Here is a 12,887-nt window from a genome sequence, read left to right as displayed (position 1 = left end):
GGTCGCACGGCGGGGCCGGTTCCGTCCCGGCACCGGGCTGCCCGCGGCGGGCGGGCGACACGGCTCCGGCGACGGGAGCTGCGGCGCGGGACGAGCGGGCAATGCTCCGGGTTGGTCCGGGGCCTGGCGAGGTGTGCCGCGGGGTCGCCTGCGGGACGCGGTGCGACGGGGGGCGGGTGCGACGCGGTCAGGTCCGCGTCGGCCGGGTCAACCGTGGCGGCCGGGTCGGGCCGAGGCACGGGCGGGTGTGCGCCGGCCGGGGCGCGGTCCGGTGTGCGCGGGGTGCGTCGCCGTGGGTGAAGCCGGGTCCCGGGGATGTGGCACAATGGCTAGCTGTACTCGACAGTCGCATAGGACCCCTCTCTCCTCCGGCTGACGCGTCCATCGGGCACTCGGGTACCGCAACCCCACGCGGCAATCTCGCCGTGCCCAACCACGTCAAGACCAGGAGACACCACTTCCGTGGCAGTCAAGATCAAGCTGAAGCGTCTGGGCAAGATCCGTTCGCCTCACTACCGCATCGTCGTCGCCGACTCCCGTACCCGCCGTGACGGCCGGGCCATCGAGGAGATCGGCCTGTACCACCCGGTGCAGAACCCCTCGCGCATCGAGGTCGACTCCGAGCGTGCGCAGTACTGGCTGGGTGTCGGCGCGCAGCCGACCGAGCCCGTCCTCGCCATTCTCAAGCTGACCGGCGACTGGCAGAAGTACAAGGGCGAGCCCGCCCCGGCGCCGCTGCTCGTGGCCGAGCCGAAGGCGACCCGCCCGTCGTTCGACGCCCTCGGTGGCGACGACGAGGGCAAGGGTGAGGCCATCACCCAGAAGAAGAAGGCTGAGAAGAAGGACGACGCCGCGGCCGAGTCCTCTTCGTCTGAGTCGACCGAGGCCTGAGCATGCTCGAGGAGGCTCTCGAGCACCTCGTCAAGGGCATCGTCGACAACCCCGACGATGTGCAGGTCGCCTCGCGTGACCTGCGCCGCGGACGCGTGCTCGAGGTCCGGGTCCACCCGGACGACCTCGGCAAGGTGATCGGTCGCAACGGCCGCACCGCGCGCGCTCTGCGCACCGTCGTGGGCGCCATCGGCGGCCGCGGTGTCCGCGTCGACCTCGTCGACGTGGACCACGTCCGCTGATCAGCAGACAGCACCGGCTCGGGCCGGGGAAGGCCTATCCGGCCGTCCCCGGCCCGTAGTCGTCTGCGCCCCACACCACCCGCCGCACGCGGACGACGGGTACGCCTCCCCGTACTCGCGCGGGCGGACCACAGACACGCACCACAGGCCGCAGGCACACGACAGGAGATCGAAAGAAGTGCAGCTGGTAGTCGCTCGCGTCGGCCGTGCCCACGGCATCAAGGGCGAGGTCACCGTCGAGGTACGCACCGACGAGCCGGAGCTCAGGCTGGCGCCCGGCGCCGTCCTCGCCACGGACCCCGCCTCCACCGGTCCGCTGACCATCGAGACGGGCCGTGTGCACAGCGGCCGTCTGCTGCTGCGCTTCGAGGGCGTACGCGACCGGAACGCCGCCGAGGCGCTGCGCAACACCCTCCTCATCGCCGAGGTCGACCCGGACGAGAAGCCCGAGGACCCGGACGAGTACTACGACCACCAGCTCATGGACCTGGACGTCTTCACCGCGGACGGCACCGAGGTCGGACGGATCACCGAGATCTCGCACCTGCCCTCCCAGGACCTGTTCGTCGTGGAGCGGCCCGACGGCACCGAGGTGCTGATCCCGTTCGTCGAGGAGATCGTCACCGAGATCGACCTCGCCGAACAGCGGGCCGTCATCGACCCGCCGCCGGGACTCATCGACGACCGCGCCGAGATCGCCTCGGCCAGGGACGCCTCCGAGGACGGCGACGCCCCTGAGCCGGAGAGCGCGTCCGGCGAAGAGGACGGCACCACCGGGAAAGACGCCTGATGCGGCTCGACGTCGTCACGATCTTCCCCGAGTACCTGGAACCCCTGAACGTCTCCCTCGTCGGCAAGGCACGCGCGCGGGGACAGCTCAACGTGCACGTGCACGACCTGCGGGAGTGGACGTACGACCGGCACAACACCGTCGACGACACCCCGTACGGCGGCGGCCCCGGCATGGTCATGAAGACCGGACCCTGGGGCGACGCCCTGGACTCCGTCCTCGCCGACGGCTACGAGACGGGCTCCCACGGACCCGTCCTCGTCGTGCCCACCCCCAGCGGGCGCCCCTTCACCCAGGAACTCGCCGTCGAGCTCTCCGAGCGGCCCTGGCTGGTCTTCACGCCCGCCCGCTACGAGGGCATCGACCGCCGCGTCATCGACGAGTACGCGACCCGCATGCCCGTCTACGAGGTCTCCATCGGCGACTACGTGCTTGCCGGCGGCGAGGCGGCCGTCCTCGTCGTCACGGAGGCCGTCGCCCGGCTGCTGCCCGGCGTCCTCGGCAACGCGGAGTCCCACCGGGACGACTCCTTCGCGCCCGGGGCGATGGCCAACCTCCTGGAGGGGCCCGTCTACACCAAGCCGCCCGAGTGGCGCGGCCGGGACATCCCCGACGTGCTCGTCAGCGGTCACCACGGCCGCATCGCGCGCTGGCGGCGCGACGAGGCACTGCGCCGGACGACCGCGAACCGGCCTGACCTGATCGAGCGCTGCGCCCCCTCGGCCTTCGACAAGAAGGACCGGGAGATGCTCTCCATCCTGGGCTGGTCACCGGACCCGGACGGGGAGCCGCAGGGCCGATTTTGGCGCAGGCGCCCGGCCGTGGAAGAATAGGCCGCTGCTGTACGTCGTCCGGCGCGCGCCCCTGCCACAGGGGGACACGACGCCCGCCCCGACGCGGCGGCCCACCTTCTGGAAATCAACGTCCGTTGATGACCTGTGGCATCAACGAAGAAAGCAGACGAAATGTCTCACCTGCTCGACACCGTCGACAGCGCCTCGCTGCGCACCGACATCCCGGCCTTCCGCCCGGGTGACACCGTCAACGTCCACGTCCGCGTCATCGAGGGCAACCGCTCCCGTGTGCAGCAGTTCAAGGGCGTAGTCATCCGCCGCCAGGGCGCCGGTGTCCGCGAGACCTTCACGGTCCGCAAGGTCTCCTTCTCCGTCGGCGTCGAGCGCACCTTCCCGGTGCACACCCCGATCGTCGAGAAGATCGAGCTCGTCACCCGCGGTGACGTGCGTCGCGCCAAGCTCTACTACCTCCGTGAGCTGCGCGGCAAGGCCGCGAAGATCAAGGAGAAGCGCGACAACTGAGCTCGCGCACGGGGTCACGGAGCGGCCGGATAGCATCTGGCCTCGATGGACACCGAAGCACAGCCTGTGGAGCGCGACCGCTCCTCTCGCCCTTGTGATTCCGAGGAGATCTCGGACACGGAGGGCCGGGAGGGGCGGTCGCGTTCTGCGTTGCCGGACCGGATCGCGGGACGGCTCCCGGGCGGCCGCATCACCCTCACCCTGCTCGTCTGCCTGCTGTTCCTGCTGCTCCTCGCCACCTTCGTGATGCAGCCGTTCCAGATTCCGAGCGGTTCCATGGAGCGGGGATTGAGGATCGGGGACCGCGTTCTCGTAAATAAGTTGGCGTACCGTTTCGGTGCCGAGCCGCGGCGGGGCGATGTCGTGGTGTTCGACGGCACCGGTTACTTCGGGGACGCCGACTACGTGAAGCGCGTCGTCGGGGTGGGCGGCGACCACGTGGTCTGCTGCGACAAGGAGGGGAGGGTCGAGGTGAACGGCCGGTCGGTCGACGAGTCGGCGTTCCTCTTTCCGGGGGACCGTCCGTCCGACGTGCCCTTCGACGTCATGGTGCCCGACGGGACCCTGTTCCTGCTCGGCGACCACCGCGGCGACTCCAGCGACTCCCGCGACCACCTGGGCTCGCCGGGCGGCGGCATGATCCCGGTCGGCGACGTCATCGGCCGGGCCGACTGGATCGCCTGGCCCGCCGGCCACTGGACCCGGCTGGAGCGCCCCGGCGCCTACGCGCGCGTGCCCGCCACGGACGGTGCCCATGGGTAACCGCGGGAAACCCCGCGGCGCCCCCGGCAGCGCCGCCGACAACCTGCTGCCCACCGGCTCCCGGCGGGCCGGCGGCGCCGCCCGCCCCGGCCGCGCCGAGCGGCGCAGACTGGCCCGCAAGGTCAAGCGGCGCAGGCGCCGCTCCGCCATCAAGGAGATCCCGCTCCTCGTGGGCGTGGCCGTCCTCATAGCCCTGGTCCTGAAGACGTTCCTGGTGCAGGCGTTCGTGATCCCGTCGGGTTCCATGGAGAACACGATTCAGATCGGCGACCGCGTCCTCGTCGACAAGCTCACGCCCTGGTTCGGCTCCAAGCCCCAGCGCGGTGACGTCGTCGTCTTCAAGGACCCGGGCAACTGGCTGGAAGGCGAGCAGACCGCCAAGAAGGACGACCCGATCGTCGTCAAGCAGGTCAAGGAAGGGCTCACCTTCATCGGGCTGCTGCCCTCCGACAACGACAAGGACCTGATCAAGAGGGTCGTCGCGGTCGGGGGCGACACCGTCAAGTGCTGCGACAAGCAGGGCCGGGTGACCGTCAACGGGATGCCGCTCGACGAGCCGTACATCCACCCCGACAACAAGCCCTCCTCGTTCGCGTTCTCGGTCACCGTGCCGAAGGGCCGCCTCTGGGTGATGGGCGACCACCGGGCCAACTCGGCCGACTCCCGCTACCACCGCACCGAGAAATACGGCGGCACCGTCTCCGAGAAGTCGGTCGTCGGCCGGGCCATGGTCATCGCCTGGCCTGTCGGCCACTGGACCCGCCTGAAGGAACCGGACACGTATGCCTCCGTGCCGACTGGGTCGACCACCGCTCTCGGCCCTTCGCATAGGGTGGCTCCCGCGGATCGATACGGATTGATCCCGCTCCCGAGCCCTGCGGAACTCCCGCTCGTTATGGGAGTGGTGGGCCTGCGCCGGATGCGACGCGGGCGGCGGCACGGACTGAGGAGTGGATGTGGGGGACTTGGCGGTCGGCGCACGATCCGGACACGAGGGCCCGGAGGAGCGACCGGAGCGGCCCGGCGATGCGGCTTCCCCGGCAGACGACGTCGCAGGCTCCGGGAGTGAGTCCGCGGACGACAGCGGCACGCGCGCGCAGGACGGCGGGAGCGACGGGCAGGACCGGCCCAGGAAGCAGCGCTCCTTCTGGAAGGAGCTCCCCCTCCTCATCGGCATCGCCCTGGTTTTGGCGCTGCTGATCAAGACCTTCCTGGTGCAGGCGTTCTCGATCCCCTCGGACTCGATGCAGAACACCCTCCAGCAGGGCGACCGGGTCCTGGTCGACAAGCTGACCCCCTGGTTCGGTTCCGAGCCCGAGCGCGGCGAGGTCGTCGTCTTCCACGACCCCGACAACTGGCTGGCGGGCGAGCCGACGCCGAACCCGAACGTCGTGCAGAAGGCCCTCAGCTGGATCGGCCTGATGCCCTCGGCCGAGGAGAAGGACCTGATCAAGCGGGTCATCGGGGTCGCCGGCGACACCGTCGAGTGCAAGGGCAGCGGCCCGCTCAAGGTGAACGGCAAGGCGCTGAACGAGGAGGCGTACGTCTTCGCCGGGAACACCCCGTGCAGCGTCGACGACCAGGGCGGCCAGTTCAAGGTGAAGGTGCCCAAGGGCAAAATCTGGGTCATGGGCGACCACCGCCAGAACTCGCTGGACTCCCGCTACCACCAGCAGGACGAGAACAAGGGCTTCGTGCCGGTGGGCAACGTGGTCGGCCGCGCCATCGTAATCGCCTGGCCCCCCACCCGCTGGGCCACCCTGCCGATTCCCGACACCTTCGACCAGAACCTGAGCGCCGCCGTGGCTCCCGGGGCGCTCGGCCTCGCGGGCGCCGCTCCGCTGGTGCTGTGGCGCCGCCGCCGTCTCACGGCCGCGGACTCGAGGGTTTCTGGGCGGCGTACCGCCGGGTAGGGTGCCGTCCCAGATCGCCGATCTTCCGTGGCCCGCACCGGGCCGCGAGATCGATTCTCCGAGTTGGGGAGCACTGGGATGAGCAGGACGACAGGTCGTACGGACGAGGGCCACGGACGGCTCGGCAGCACGCTGTCGGGACTGGCCGTGGCCCTCGGCTGTGTGCTCTTCCTCGGGGGATTCGTCTGGGGCGCGATCGTCTACCAGCCGTACACCGTGCCGACGGAGTCCATGACGCCGACCATCGCGGCCGGTGACCGCGTCCTGGCCGAGCGGATCGACGGCGGTGACATCCGGCGCGGTGACGTGGTCGTCTTCAAGCAGAAGACCTGGGGCGACATGCCCATGGTCAAGCGGGTCGTGGCGGTCGGCGGGGACACGGTCGCCTGCTGCACCGACGACCGGCTGACGGTCAACGGCAAGCGGATCGAGGAACCGTATCTGCCCAAGGGCCAGGCCGCCGAGTCGAAGAAGATACCGGCGATCGAGGTCCCGAAGGGGCGGCTGTTCCTGCTCGGTGACGAGCGCAGCGGCTCCCTGGACTCGACGGCCCACCTCACCGAGGCCTTCAACGGCACGGTGCCGCGCAGCGCGGTGAAGGGGCGGGTGGACGCCGTGGTCTGGCCGATGAACGGCATGCTGGAGCGGCCCAGCGGCTTCGAGTCCCTCGGCACGATCTCCTCGCCCGGCCCGCTGCGGTTGGTGCTCGCCGCGGTGGTGGCCGGTGCGGTGCTCGTCCTCGGAGGCGCCGCCTACGGCCCCGTCGCCAAGCGCGCCGGCCGGCGGGGCCGGGCCCGGACGGAGCTCGCCGGTGCCCGCTGAGCCGTCGCACGGCGGACCGGCGCAGGACGCGTACGAGGGCGGGCTGCGCAAGGTCGCCCGGTGGTGCTGCTGGACCCGCGGGACCGCATCCTGCTGCTGCACGGGCACGAACCCGAGGACCCGGCCGACGACTGGTGGTTCACGCCCGGCGGCGGCCTGGAGGGCGCGGAGACGCGCGAGGAGGCCGCTCTGCGGGAACTCGCCGAGGAGACCGGCATCACCGAGGTCGAACTGGGTCCGGTGCTGTGGCGGCGGAGGTGCTCCTTTCCGTTCGCCGGACGCCGCTGGGACCAGGACGAGTGGTACTTCCTGGCCCGTACGGCCCAGACGGCGACCGTCGCCGCGGGGCTGACGGAACTGGAACGGCGCAGTGTCGCCGGAGCGCGCTGGTGGACGTGCCGGGAACTGACCGAGGCACATGAGACGGTGTATCCGACCAGACTCGCCGGGCTGCTGCGCAGGCTGCTCGACGAAGGCCCCCCGGCCAGACCCGAGGTCCTCGACACCGAAATCGTCTAGGGGCTCGCGGGGCTGGCGCACAATGGGGGGACGCACGGCTGAAGGGGAACATGCCATGAGCGCCGAGGACCTCGAAAAGTACGAGACCGAGATGGAGCTGAAGCTCTACCGGGAGTACCGCGATGTCGTCGGTCTGTTCAAATACGTGATCGAGACCGAACGGCGCTTCTACCTCACCAACGACTACGAGATGCAGGTGCACTCGGTCCAGGGTGAGGTCTTTTTTGAGGTGTCCATGGCGGACGCCTGGGTGTGGGACATGTACCGGCCTGCTCGGTTCGTGAAGCAGGTGCGGGTCCTCACCTTCAAGGACGTGAACATCGAGGAGCTGAACAAGAGCGACTTGGAGCTGCCCGGCGGCTGAACGCGGGGCTGAGCTCCCGGCGGGACCGGTGGGTCGCTCGTGTGGGTGACGCAGTTGTCCACAATCGAGCGGCCGTCCACCAAGATCCAACAGAGGACCGCCGCGGCCGCAGTGTGGGTGCCGGAGGTGGTGCCCACATGAACACGCATACGGCACGCGGCGCACTCGGCAGGTACGGCGAGGACCTCGCCGCACGACGGCTGACCGAGACCGGAATGACCGTCCTGGCGCGCAACTGGCGCGCCGGCCGGACCGGTGAGATCGACATCGTGGCCCGCGACGGCGACGCGCTCGTCGTCTGCGAGGTCAAGACCCGCAGGGCGGGTGCCTTCGAGCACCCGATGGCGGCCGTGACGCCGGTGAAGGCGGGACGGCTGCGCAGCCTGGCCGAGTGCTGGGTCCAGGAGCACGGCGGAGCACCGCCCGGCGGGGTCCGCATCGACCTCGTCGGCGTCGTCCTGCCCGACCGCGGCGCCCCCGTCGTGGAGCACGTGCGGGGGGTGGCCTGATGGGATTCGCGCGTACGTGTGCGGTGGCCCTGGTCGGCGTGGAGGGCGTCGTCGTCGAGGTGCAGGCCGATCTGGAACCGGGCGTCGCGGCCTTCACCCTGGTCGGCCTGCCCGACAAGAGCCTCACCGAGAGCCGGGACCGGGTGCGGGCCGCCGTGGTGAACTCCGGGAGCGCCTGGCCGCAGAAGAAGCTCACGGTCGGCCTGAGTCCCGCGTCCGTCCCCAAGGGCGGTTCGGGCTTCGACCTGGCCGTCGCCTGCGCGGTGCTGGGAGCCGCCGAGCGGATCGACCCCCGGGTGCTCGCGGACATCGTGATGGTCGGCGAGCTGGGACTCGACGGACGGGTGCGCCCGGTCCGCGGTGTGCTGCCCGCGGTCCTCGCCGCCGCCGACGCGGGCTACGAGCAAGTGGTCGTCCCGGAGTGCGCCGCGGCCGAGGCCTCCCTCGTCCCCGGGATCTCCGTGCTCGGCGTCCGCAGCCTGCGCCAGCTCATCGCCGTCCTCACCGACGAGCCGGTGCCCGACGAGACCCCGGACGAGCTGGGCAGGCCGGACCCTCTGCTGGCCGGCCTGCGCGTACCCGGCACGGGCGAGGCCACCGGGCTGTGCGGCATCGCCGTGCCCGAGCACGACCAGGGCCACGACCTGGCCGACGTGGTCGGCCAGCTGTCGGCGCGCACGGCGATGGAGGTCGCCGCCGCGGGCGGCCACCACGTCTACCTGCAAGGACCCCCGGGCGCGGGGAAGACGATGCTGGCCGAGCGGATGCCCGCCATCCTGCCCCGCCTGAGCCGGCAGGAGTCCCTGGAGGTGACGGCGATCCACTCCGTGGCGGGTCTCCTCCCGCCGGGCCGGCCGCTCGTGGACGTCCCGCCCTACTGCGCGCCCCACCACTCCGCGACCATGCAGTCGCTCGTCGGCGGCGGAAAGGGGCTGGCGCGGCCCGGAGCGGTCTCGCTGTCGCATCGCGGGGTGCTCTTCCTCAAGTTTTCCGGCCGAGTGACGCCGCGTAGGGGCGGTGACCTGCGGCTCAACGTACCGGACATGTCCGCGAGGTTGAGGGATGTAGTGGATGGATCACCCGCAAGGAGTAGTGAGGCGCACGACCGTAATTGAAGTGGTTCAGGCGTTCGATTTTGAGTCGCCTCGAAGCTCCTGAGCTGGAACTGACCGTAGTCAACCGGTGTCTCTGGGGAGGGTTCCGCCGTTAGAGTGCTCCAGTGATCAGAGAGCAGTGGAGCGGGGGCGAATGGGAGGAGTACTGCCGACGCCTCCTGTCGATGCGCTACGACTCGAACATTCAGTTCATTCCCGCCCGCGACGGCGGTGACGGCGGCTTGGAGGCCTTCCGCTTCGATGGGGTGGGCTATCAGTGCTACGTCCCGGAAGACGCTTACAGCCTGGAATCTCAGACAACTTCCCAGAAACGCAAGATTACGAAGGACATCAAGCGCCTTTGTGACGACGTTGAAGGCACCTGTCGACTTCTTGGCGACGTGCGCCTGCATACCTGGGTCCTGATGACCCCTGAGTTTGACAGCCGTTCACTCGTTGAGCATGCGCAGAAAAAGAAGAAAGACGTGTCAGCCATCCTGCCGCGCCCGAAATGGCTAGCTGACGAGTTCAAGGTGTTGGTTATCACCGATGAGGAGTTCGCTGCTGAGCGTGCTCGTCTCGTCGGACAGGTGGAGACAGAGCTTCATCTTGATGTTCCGGATCCGGATGAGTCGCTATGGAATTTCGGCGAGGGCAATGAGATAGCAGACCGAGTCTCCACAAAGCTGTCGGTGGTGCCTTCCCTTGCATCTGATCCAGAGTGGTTGGCCGACTACCGCGACGAGATGCTCAAAGTCTATTTTCGAGGTCAATCTCAGATGGAGCGTCTCAAGGTAGAACATCCGACCCTTTATGCAGCGGTGGAGCGGAGGCTCAAATCCGTCCTCAGGTCCTTGACGATGACCGTTTCCGCAATGGAGAAGCCTGGCACTGAGGTGATCGACACCCTGGTACGCAGATTGGCGGAGGGCCTCAAAAAGGATGCACCAGGTCTGTCCAGTGTGCTTTGCGAGGAGATCGCCTGGCATGCGGTCTCGTCCTGGCTTGTTCGCTGCCCGCTACGCTTCAGAAGGGCGGCAGCCTGATGTGGTCCACTCTTCCCGATAGCATCCCTCTCGAGTCGATCAATCAGGAAAAACAGCCGGCGGATCTGGTCGCGCTCAAAGAGTTCCCCCATCGTAGTCCTCTGACGCCCATCGAGTTGCACCGTGTTCCCCTCCCTGTCCCAACAACGAGCAGGGCAGGGTGGCGTGTAACCGCTCTCGTGCTTATCCTCGGAAATTGTAGAGGAAGTTCGGCCACCGTAGAACAACTGAACTGTCTTCTTTGGGCCATAAGTGATCGTGTGAGTGCCGAGGTGTTCCTGTCCACTTGGCGGAGTAGGGACCCGCAGAAGGCGCCACTGCGTAAATTCTTCCCGCCGCTTGATGACGCCCTCAAGATTGCTCACTCAGAAGGGCTCGTTGAGCAAAAGGCCAAGGTGCGATATGGTCTTACTCCACTCGGAAAAAGATATCTGGGACTACTCAACTCGGATATCGAACTCCTGGAAGAGGAGAAGCGCTTCCTTGCCGCTCTAAGGCCGATCTCCACCTCAGGCATGTGGGAGCGGTTGGGAGTTGTAAAGGCGGCCAGTCGCGGGGAAACGGGGGCTTGAGCGTGCGGATTCGACTTATAAGTGTGGAGATTGCGTCCAGGACTGAACGTGGTCTCTTGCGATACGCTACAGATCTGTCGCCTGGTTTGAACGTGATCGCCGCCCCGAACAGTTTCGGCAAGTCTACGCTGCTGCAGGGAATCGTTTACGCCTTGGGGCTGGAAGGAATGTTTTCTTCCAGTAGGAAACCTCCCTTCGGTCCGGCACTTCTGACGGTTGCAGATTTTCCGGACGGAACGCGTTCGCCCGTACGGGAATCGTGGGTGTCGCTGACCATTGCGAATGAGCAGGGTGCTCATATGCGATGTAAGCGGTTCGTACGCGGCGACGGCATCGACCCATCGCTGATCATGACTTGGAAATCTGGCAGTCGAGCCGAGCTCGATTCGGTTAGCCGCGTCGATATGTTCGTCCGACAGCCTGGTGCGGCTTTCCGTGAGCTAGGTTTCCATAGGGAGTTGGCAGATTTCTTGGGGTGGGATCTTCCGACCGTCCCGGGATTCAATGCGGCTGAAGTCTCGCTCTATCTCGAAGCGCTTTTCCCTCTCTTCTACGTCGAGCAGAAGTCCGGGTGGTCGGGAGTCGCCCCTCGGATGCCTACGTATCTTGGTATCCGCGATGTGTTGAGGCGCTCTGTTGAGTACGTTCTTGGGTTGTCAGCCTTGGAACGACTCACTGCTTTGGCTGCGGTGAAAAGCGAGGAAGACGAAGTCAAGAAGCGTTGGCAGTCGGCCAGCGATCGTCTTGGTGAAGCCGCGAAGGGTTTGAATTGTCGCGTTTTCATGCATCAAGAATCTCCAGTCACGCCTGCCCGTCGGCAACACTGTGTGATCGAGGTTATGGAGAGCGACTCCTGGGTTCCATTGGAGCACCAGATTGGCGTCTGGCGCCAGCGTCTGGGTGAGATGGAACGGGATGGCGTTGAGCCGGCGGGTGAACACACACAACAAGCACGTGAGGAGTTGTCCGTCGCTGAGACCTCTGTGCGAGAAATTGGTGGCCGCATCCGACTTATCGATGAACAGCTGAACCTCTCGCGTACGGACTCGGATGCGCTTATGAGTCGCTCAGCCAGTCTCGATGTTGAGCGGAATCGCCTCGCGGACCTGAGGAAGCTCCGCAATCTAGGTAGCACATTGGGAATCGGGGCGGTATCCAATGACGTTTGCCCCACATGTGGGCAGATGCTGGATGGGCGGGAAACGGCAACGGGAGTCGCAGCCGACCTCGATCAAACCCTCGCGGAGATCGAAGCGGAAAGGGAAACGGTCCGTGCGGCGGCACAGAGCGCTGAACGTCGCAGAGCAACCCTTGAACGAAATCGTAGTTCTCTTCAGGCTGCATTGCACGGAGCTATGCGGCAGTCGAGGGCCCTACGCGATGAGCTCGCTGGCCCTTCGGCCGTGCCGAGTCGCGCACAGGTTCAGCAGCAGATCCTTCTTGCCTCCTCTATCGAAAGAGCGCAACGCTTGCTCGACTTGGCCGACGAGGCTGATGAGTATTTCGATGAACTAGCACTTCGTTGGCAAGATGTTCGTGACCGATTGGCTGAACTGCGCGATGGGACGCTTAGTCGCGCCGATCAGCAGATTGTTTCGCGGATGAATTCGAGTTTCCAAGCTCAGGTCCGGGATTACGGACTACGCAGCGTTCCGCCTTCTGACCTATCGATTGACGAATCGGCTCTCATTCCTGTTAATGATGGGGTAGAGCTGACCTTCGACCTGTCGATGGGGATCAGCGCCTCCGACATGATTCGAACGAAGTGGGCGTATTATCTATCCCTGTTCGAGGCCGCTATCTCCGCACCTCGAAATCGGCACGCCAGGCTATTGATGCTCGACGAGCCTCGCCAGCAAGAGACCGACCGCAGAAGTCTCGCCGCCTTCGTGAAGCGCCTAGAAATGTCGGCGGCCAGCGGATGTCAGGTGCTCTACGCTACTAGCGAGGATCGGCGAGATTTGGACGAGGTTCTGAACAACGTCGAGGTGTGGATGTTGCCCGCCAGTGGCCCTCACCTCCTTGGCCCAGTGGCTAGCTGAAGCCG

At 67.0% G+C, this 12,887-nt stretch carries 13 protein-coding genes and 2 pseudogenes; all 15 read left to right on the top strand.

What is annotated here, in order from left to right; genetic code table 11:
- The first annotated feature begins 462 nt into the window (after nucleotides 1-462).
- The 15 genes and pseudogenes from rpsP (at nucleotide 463) to ACFYQQ_RS35955 (ending at nucleotide 12,882) form a co-directional block, all read left to right on the top strand.
- Nucleotides 463-891: a 30S ribosomal protein S16 gene (gene rpsP, locus ACFYQQ_RS36025; RefSeq protein WP_355791155.1), complete on the top strand. Its 429-nt coding sequence runs from the start codon at nucleotides 463-465 to the stop codon at nucleotides 889-891.
- A gap of 2 nt (nucleotides 892-893) precedes the next feature.
- Nucleotides 894-1,133 carry an RNA-binding protein gene (locus ACFYQQ_RS36020; RefSeq protein ID WP_005479813.1) on the top strand — a complete coding sequence of 80 codons (240 nt, stop codon included), beginning with the start codon at nucleotides 894-896 and terminating at the stop codon, nucleotides 1,131-1,133.
- A gap of 178 nt (nucleotides 1,134-1,311) precedes the next feature.
- Entirely contained in the window at nucleotides 1,312-1,923 is a 612-nt protein-coding gene (gene rimM, locus ACFYQQ_RS36015) for a ribosome maturation factor RimM (RefSeq protein ID WP_355791158.1), read from the top strand.
- Complete coding sequence (trmD, locus tag ACFYQQ_RS36010) at nucleotides 1,923-2,756, top strand: tRNA (guanosine(37)-N1)-methyltransferase TrmD (RefSeq protein WP_355791161.1); 834 nt, start codon at nucleotides 1,923-1,925, stop codon at nucleotides 2,754-2,756. The genes rimM and trmD overlap by 1 nt, the downstream gene beginning before the upstream one ends.
- Nucleotides 2,757-2,888: 132 nt before the next feature.
- Nucleotides 2,889-3,239, top strand: coding sequence for a 50S ribosomal protein L19 (gene rplS / locus ACFYQQ_RS36005; protein ID WP_007384968.1), 351 nt, complete (start codon nucleotides 2,889-2,891; stop codon nucleotides 3,237-3,239).
- A 45-nt stretch (nucleotides 3,240-3,284) separates the two neighbouring features.
- On the top strand, nucleotides 3,285-4,001 hold the full coding sequence (gene lepB / locus ACFYQQ_RS36000; RefSeq protein ID WP_355791164.1) for a signal peptidase I: 717 nt from the start codon (nucleotides 3,285-3,287) through the stop codon (nucleotides 3,999-4,001).
- Nucleotides 3,994-5,070, top strand: coding sequence for a signal peptidase I (lepB, locus tag ACFYQQ_RS35995; RefSeq protein ID WP_356171968.1), 1,077 nt, complete (start codon nucleotides 3,994-3,996; stop codon nucleotides 5,068-5,070). The genes lepB (ACFYQQ_RS36000) and lepB (ACFYQQ_RS35995) overlap by 8 nt, the downstream gene beginning before the upstream one ends.
- Nucleotides 4,958-5,914, top strand: a complete 957-nt coding sequence (gene lepB / locus ACFYQQ_RS35990; protein ID WP_355791680.1) for a signal peptidase I — start codon at nucleotides 4,958-4,960, stop codon at nucleotides 5,912-5,914. Before lepB (ACFYQQ_RS35995) ends, lepB (ACFYQQ_RS35990) begins: the two co-directional genes overlap by 113 nt.
- Before the next feature lie 78 nt (nucleotides 5,915-5,992).
- Nucleotides 5,993-6,736: a signal peptidase I gene (gene lepB / locus ACFYQQ_RS35985; RefSeq protein WP_355791678.1), complete on the top strand. Its 744-nt coding sequence runs from the start codon at nucleotides 5,993-5,995 to the stop codon at nucleotides 6,734-6,736.
- Nucleotides 6,726-7,255, top strand: a pseudogene (locus ACFYQQ_RS35980) (NUDIX hydrolase). The gene lepB (ACFYQQ_RS35985) and the pseudogene ACFYQQ_RS35980 overlap by 11 nt, the downstream one beginning before the upstream one ends.
- Before the next feature lie 55 nt (nucleotides 7,256-7,310).
- Entirely contained in the window at nucleotides 7,311-7,619 is a 309-nt protein-coding gene (locus tag ACFYQQ_RS35975; RefSeq protein ID WP_003965949.1) for a DUF2469 domain-containing protein, read from the top strand.
- A gap of 137 nt (nucleotides 7,620-7,756) precedes the next feature.
- Nucleotides 7,757-8,128 (top strand): YraN family protein, encoded by a 372-nt coding sequence (locus ACFYQQ_RS35970; RefSeq protein ID WP_388906740.1) that lies wholly within the window; start codon nucleotides 7,757-7,759, stop codon nucleotides 8,126-8,128.
- Nucleotides 8,128-9,126 (top strand): annotated as a pseudogene (locus ACFYQQ_RS35965) (YifB family Mg chelatase-like AAA ATPase); the annotation flags it as partial. The gene ACFYQQ_RS35970 and the pseudogene ACFYQQ_RS35965, both read left to right, overlap by 1 nt.
- A gap of 221 nt (nucleotides 9,127-9,347) precedes the next feature.
- Nucleotides 9,348-10,268 (top strand): hypothetical protein, encoded by a 921-nt coding sequence (locus ACFYQQ_RS35960; RefSeq protein ID WP_355782372.1) that lies wholly within the window; start codon nucleotides 9,348-9,350, stop codon nucleotides 10,266-10,268.
- Between the two features lie 658 nt (nucleotides 10,269-10,926).
- Nucleotides 10,927-12,882, top strand: a complete 1,956-nt coding sequence (locus ACFYQQ_RS35955) for a hypothetical protein (RefSeq protein ID WP_388906737.1) — start codon at nucleotides 10,927-10,929, stop codon at nucleotides 12,880-12,882.
- Nucleotides 12,883-12,887 lie beyond the last annotated feature (5 nt).

The sequence above is a fragment of the Streptomyces sp. NPDC005496 genome, assembly GCF_042872045.1.
Taxonomy (GTDB): Bacteria; Actinomycetota; Actinomycetes; order Streptomycetales; family Streptomycetaceae; genus Streptomyces.
This window is presented reverse-complemented; position numbering and strand designations above follow the sequence as displayed.

Excerpts from the sequence above, each read along its gene's own strand:
- rplS (WP_007384968.1), top strand. The coding sequence starts at position 2,889 with ATGTCTCACCTGCTCGACACCGTCGACAGCGCCTCGCTGCGCACCGAC.
- lepB (WP_356171968.1), top strand. The coding sequence starts at position 3,994 with ATGGGTAACCGCGGGAAACCCCGCGGCGCCCCCGGCAGCGCCGCCGAC.
- trmD (WP_355791161.1), top strand. The coding sequence starts at position 1,923 with ATGCGGCTCGACGTCGTCACGATCTTCCCCGAGTACCTGGAACCCCTG.
- lepB (WP_355791678.1), top strand. The coding sequence starts at position 5,993 with ATGAGCAGGACGACAGGTCGTACGGACGAGGGCCACGGACGGCTCGGC.
- lepB (WP_355791164.1), top strand. The coding sequence starts at position 3,285 with ATGGACACCGAAGCACAGCCTGTGGAGCGCGACCGCTCCTCTCGCCCT.
- ACFYQQ_RS35970 (WP_388906740.1), top strand. The coding sequence starts at position 7,757 with ATGAACACGCATACGGCACGCGGCGCACTCGGCAGGTACGGCGAGGAC.
- ACFYQQ_RS36020 (WP_005479813.1), top strand. The coding sequence starts at position 894 with ATGCTCGAGGAGGCTCTCGAGCACCTCGTCAAGGGCATCGTCGACAAC.
- ACFYQQ_RS35975 (WP_003965949.1), top strand. The coding sequence starts at position 7,311 with ATGAGCGCCGAGGACCTCGAAAAGTACGAGACCGAGATGGAGCTGAAG.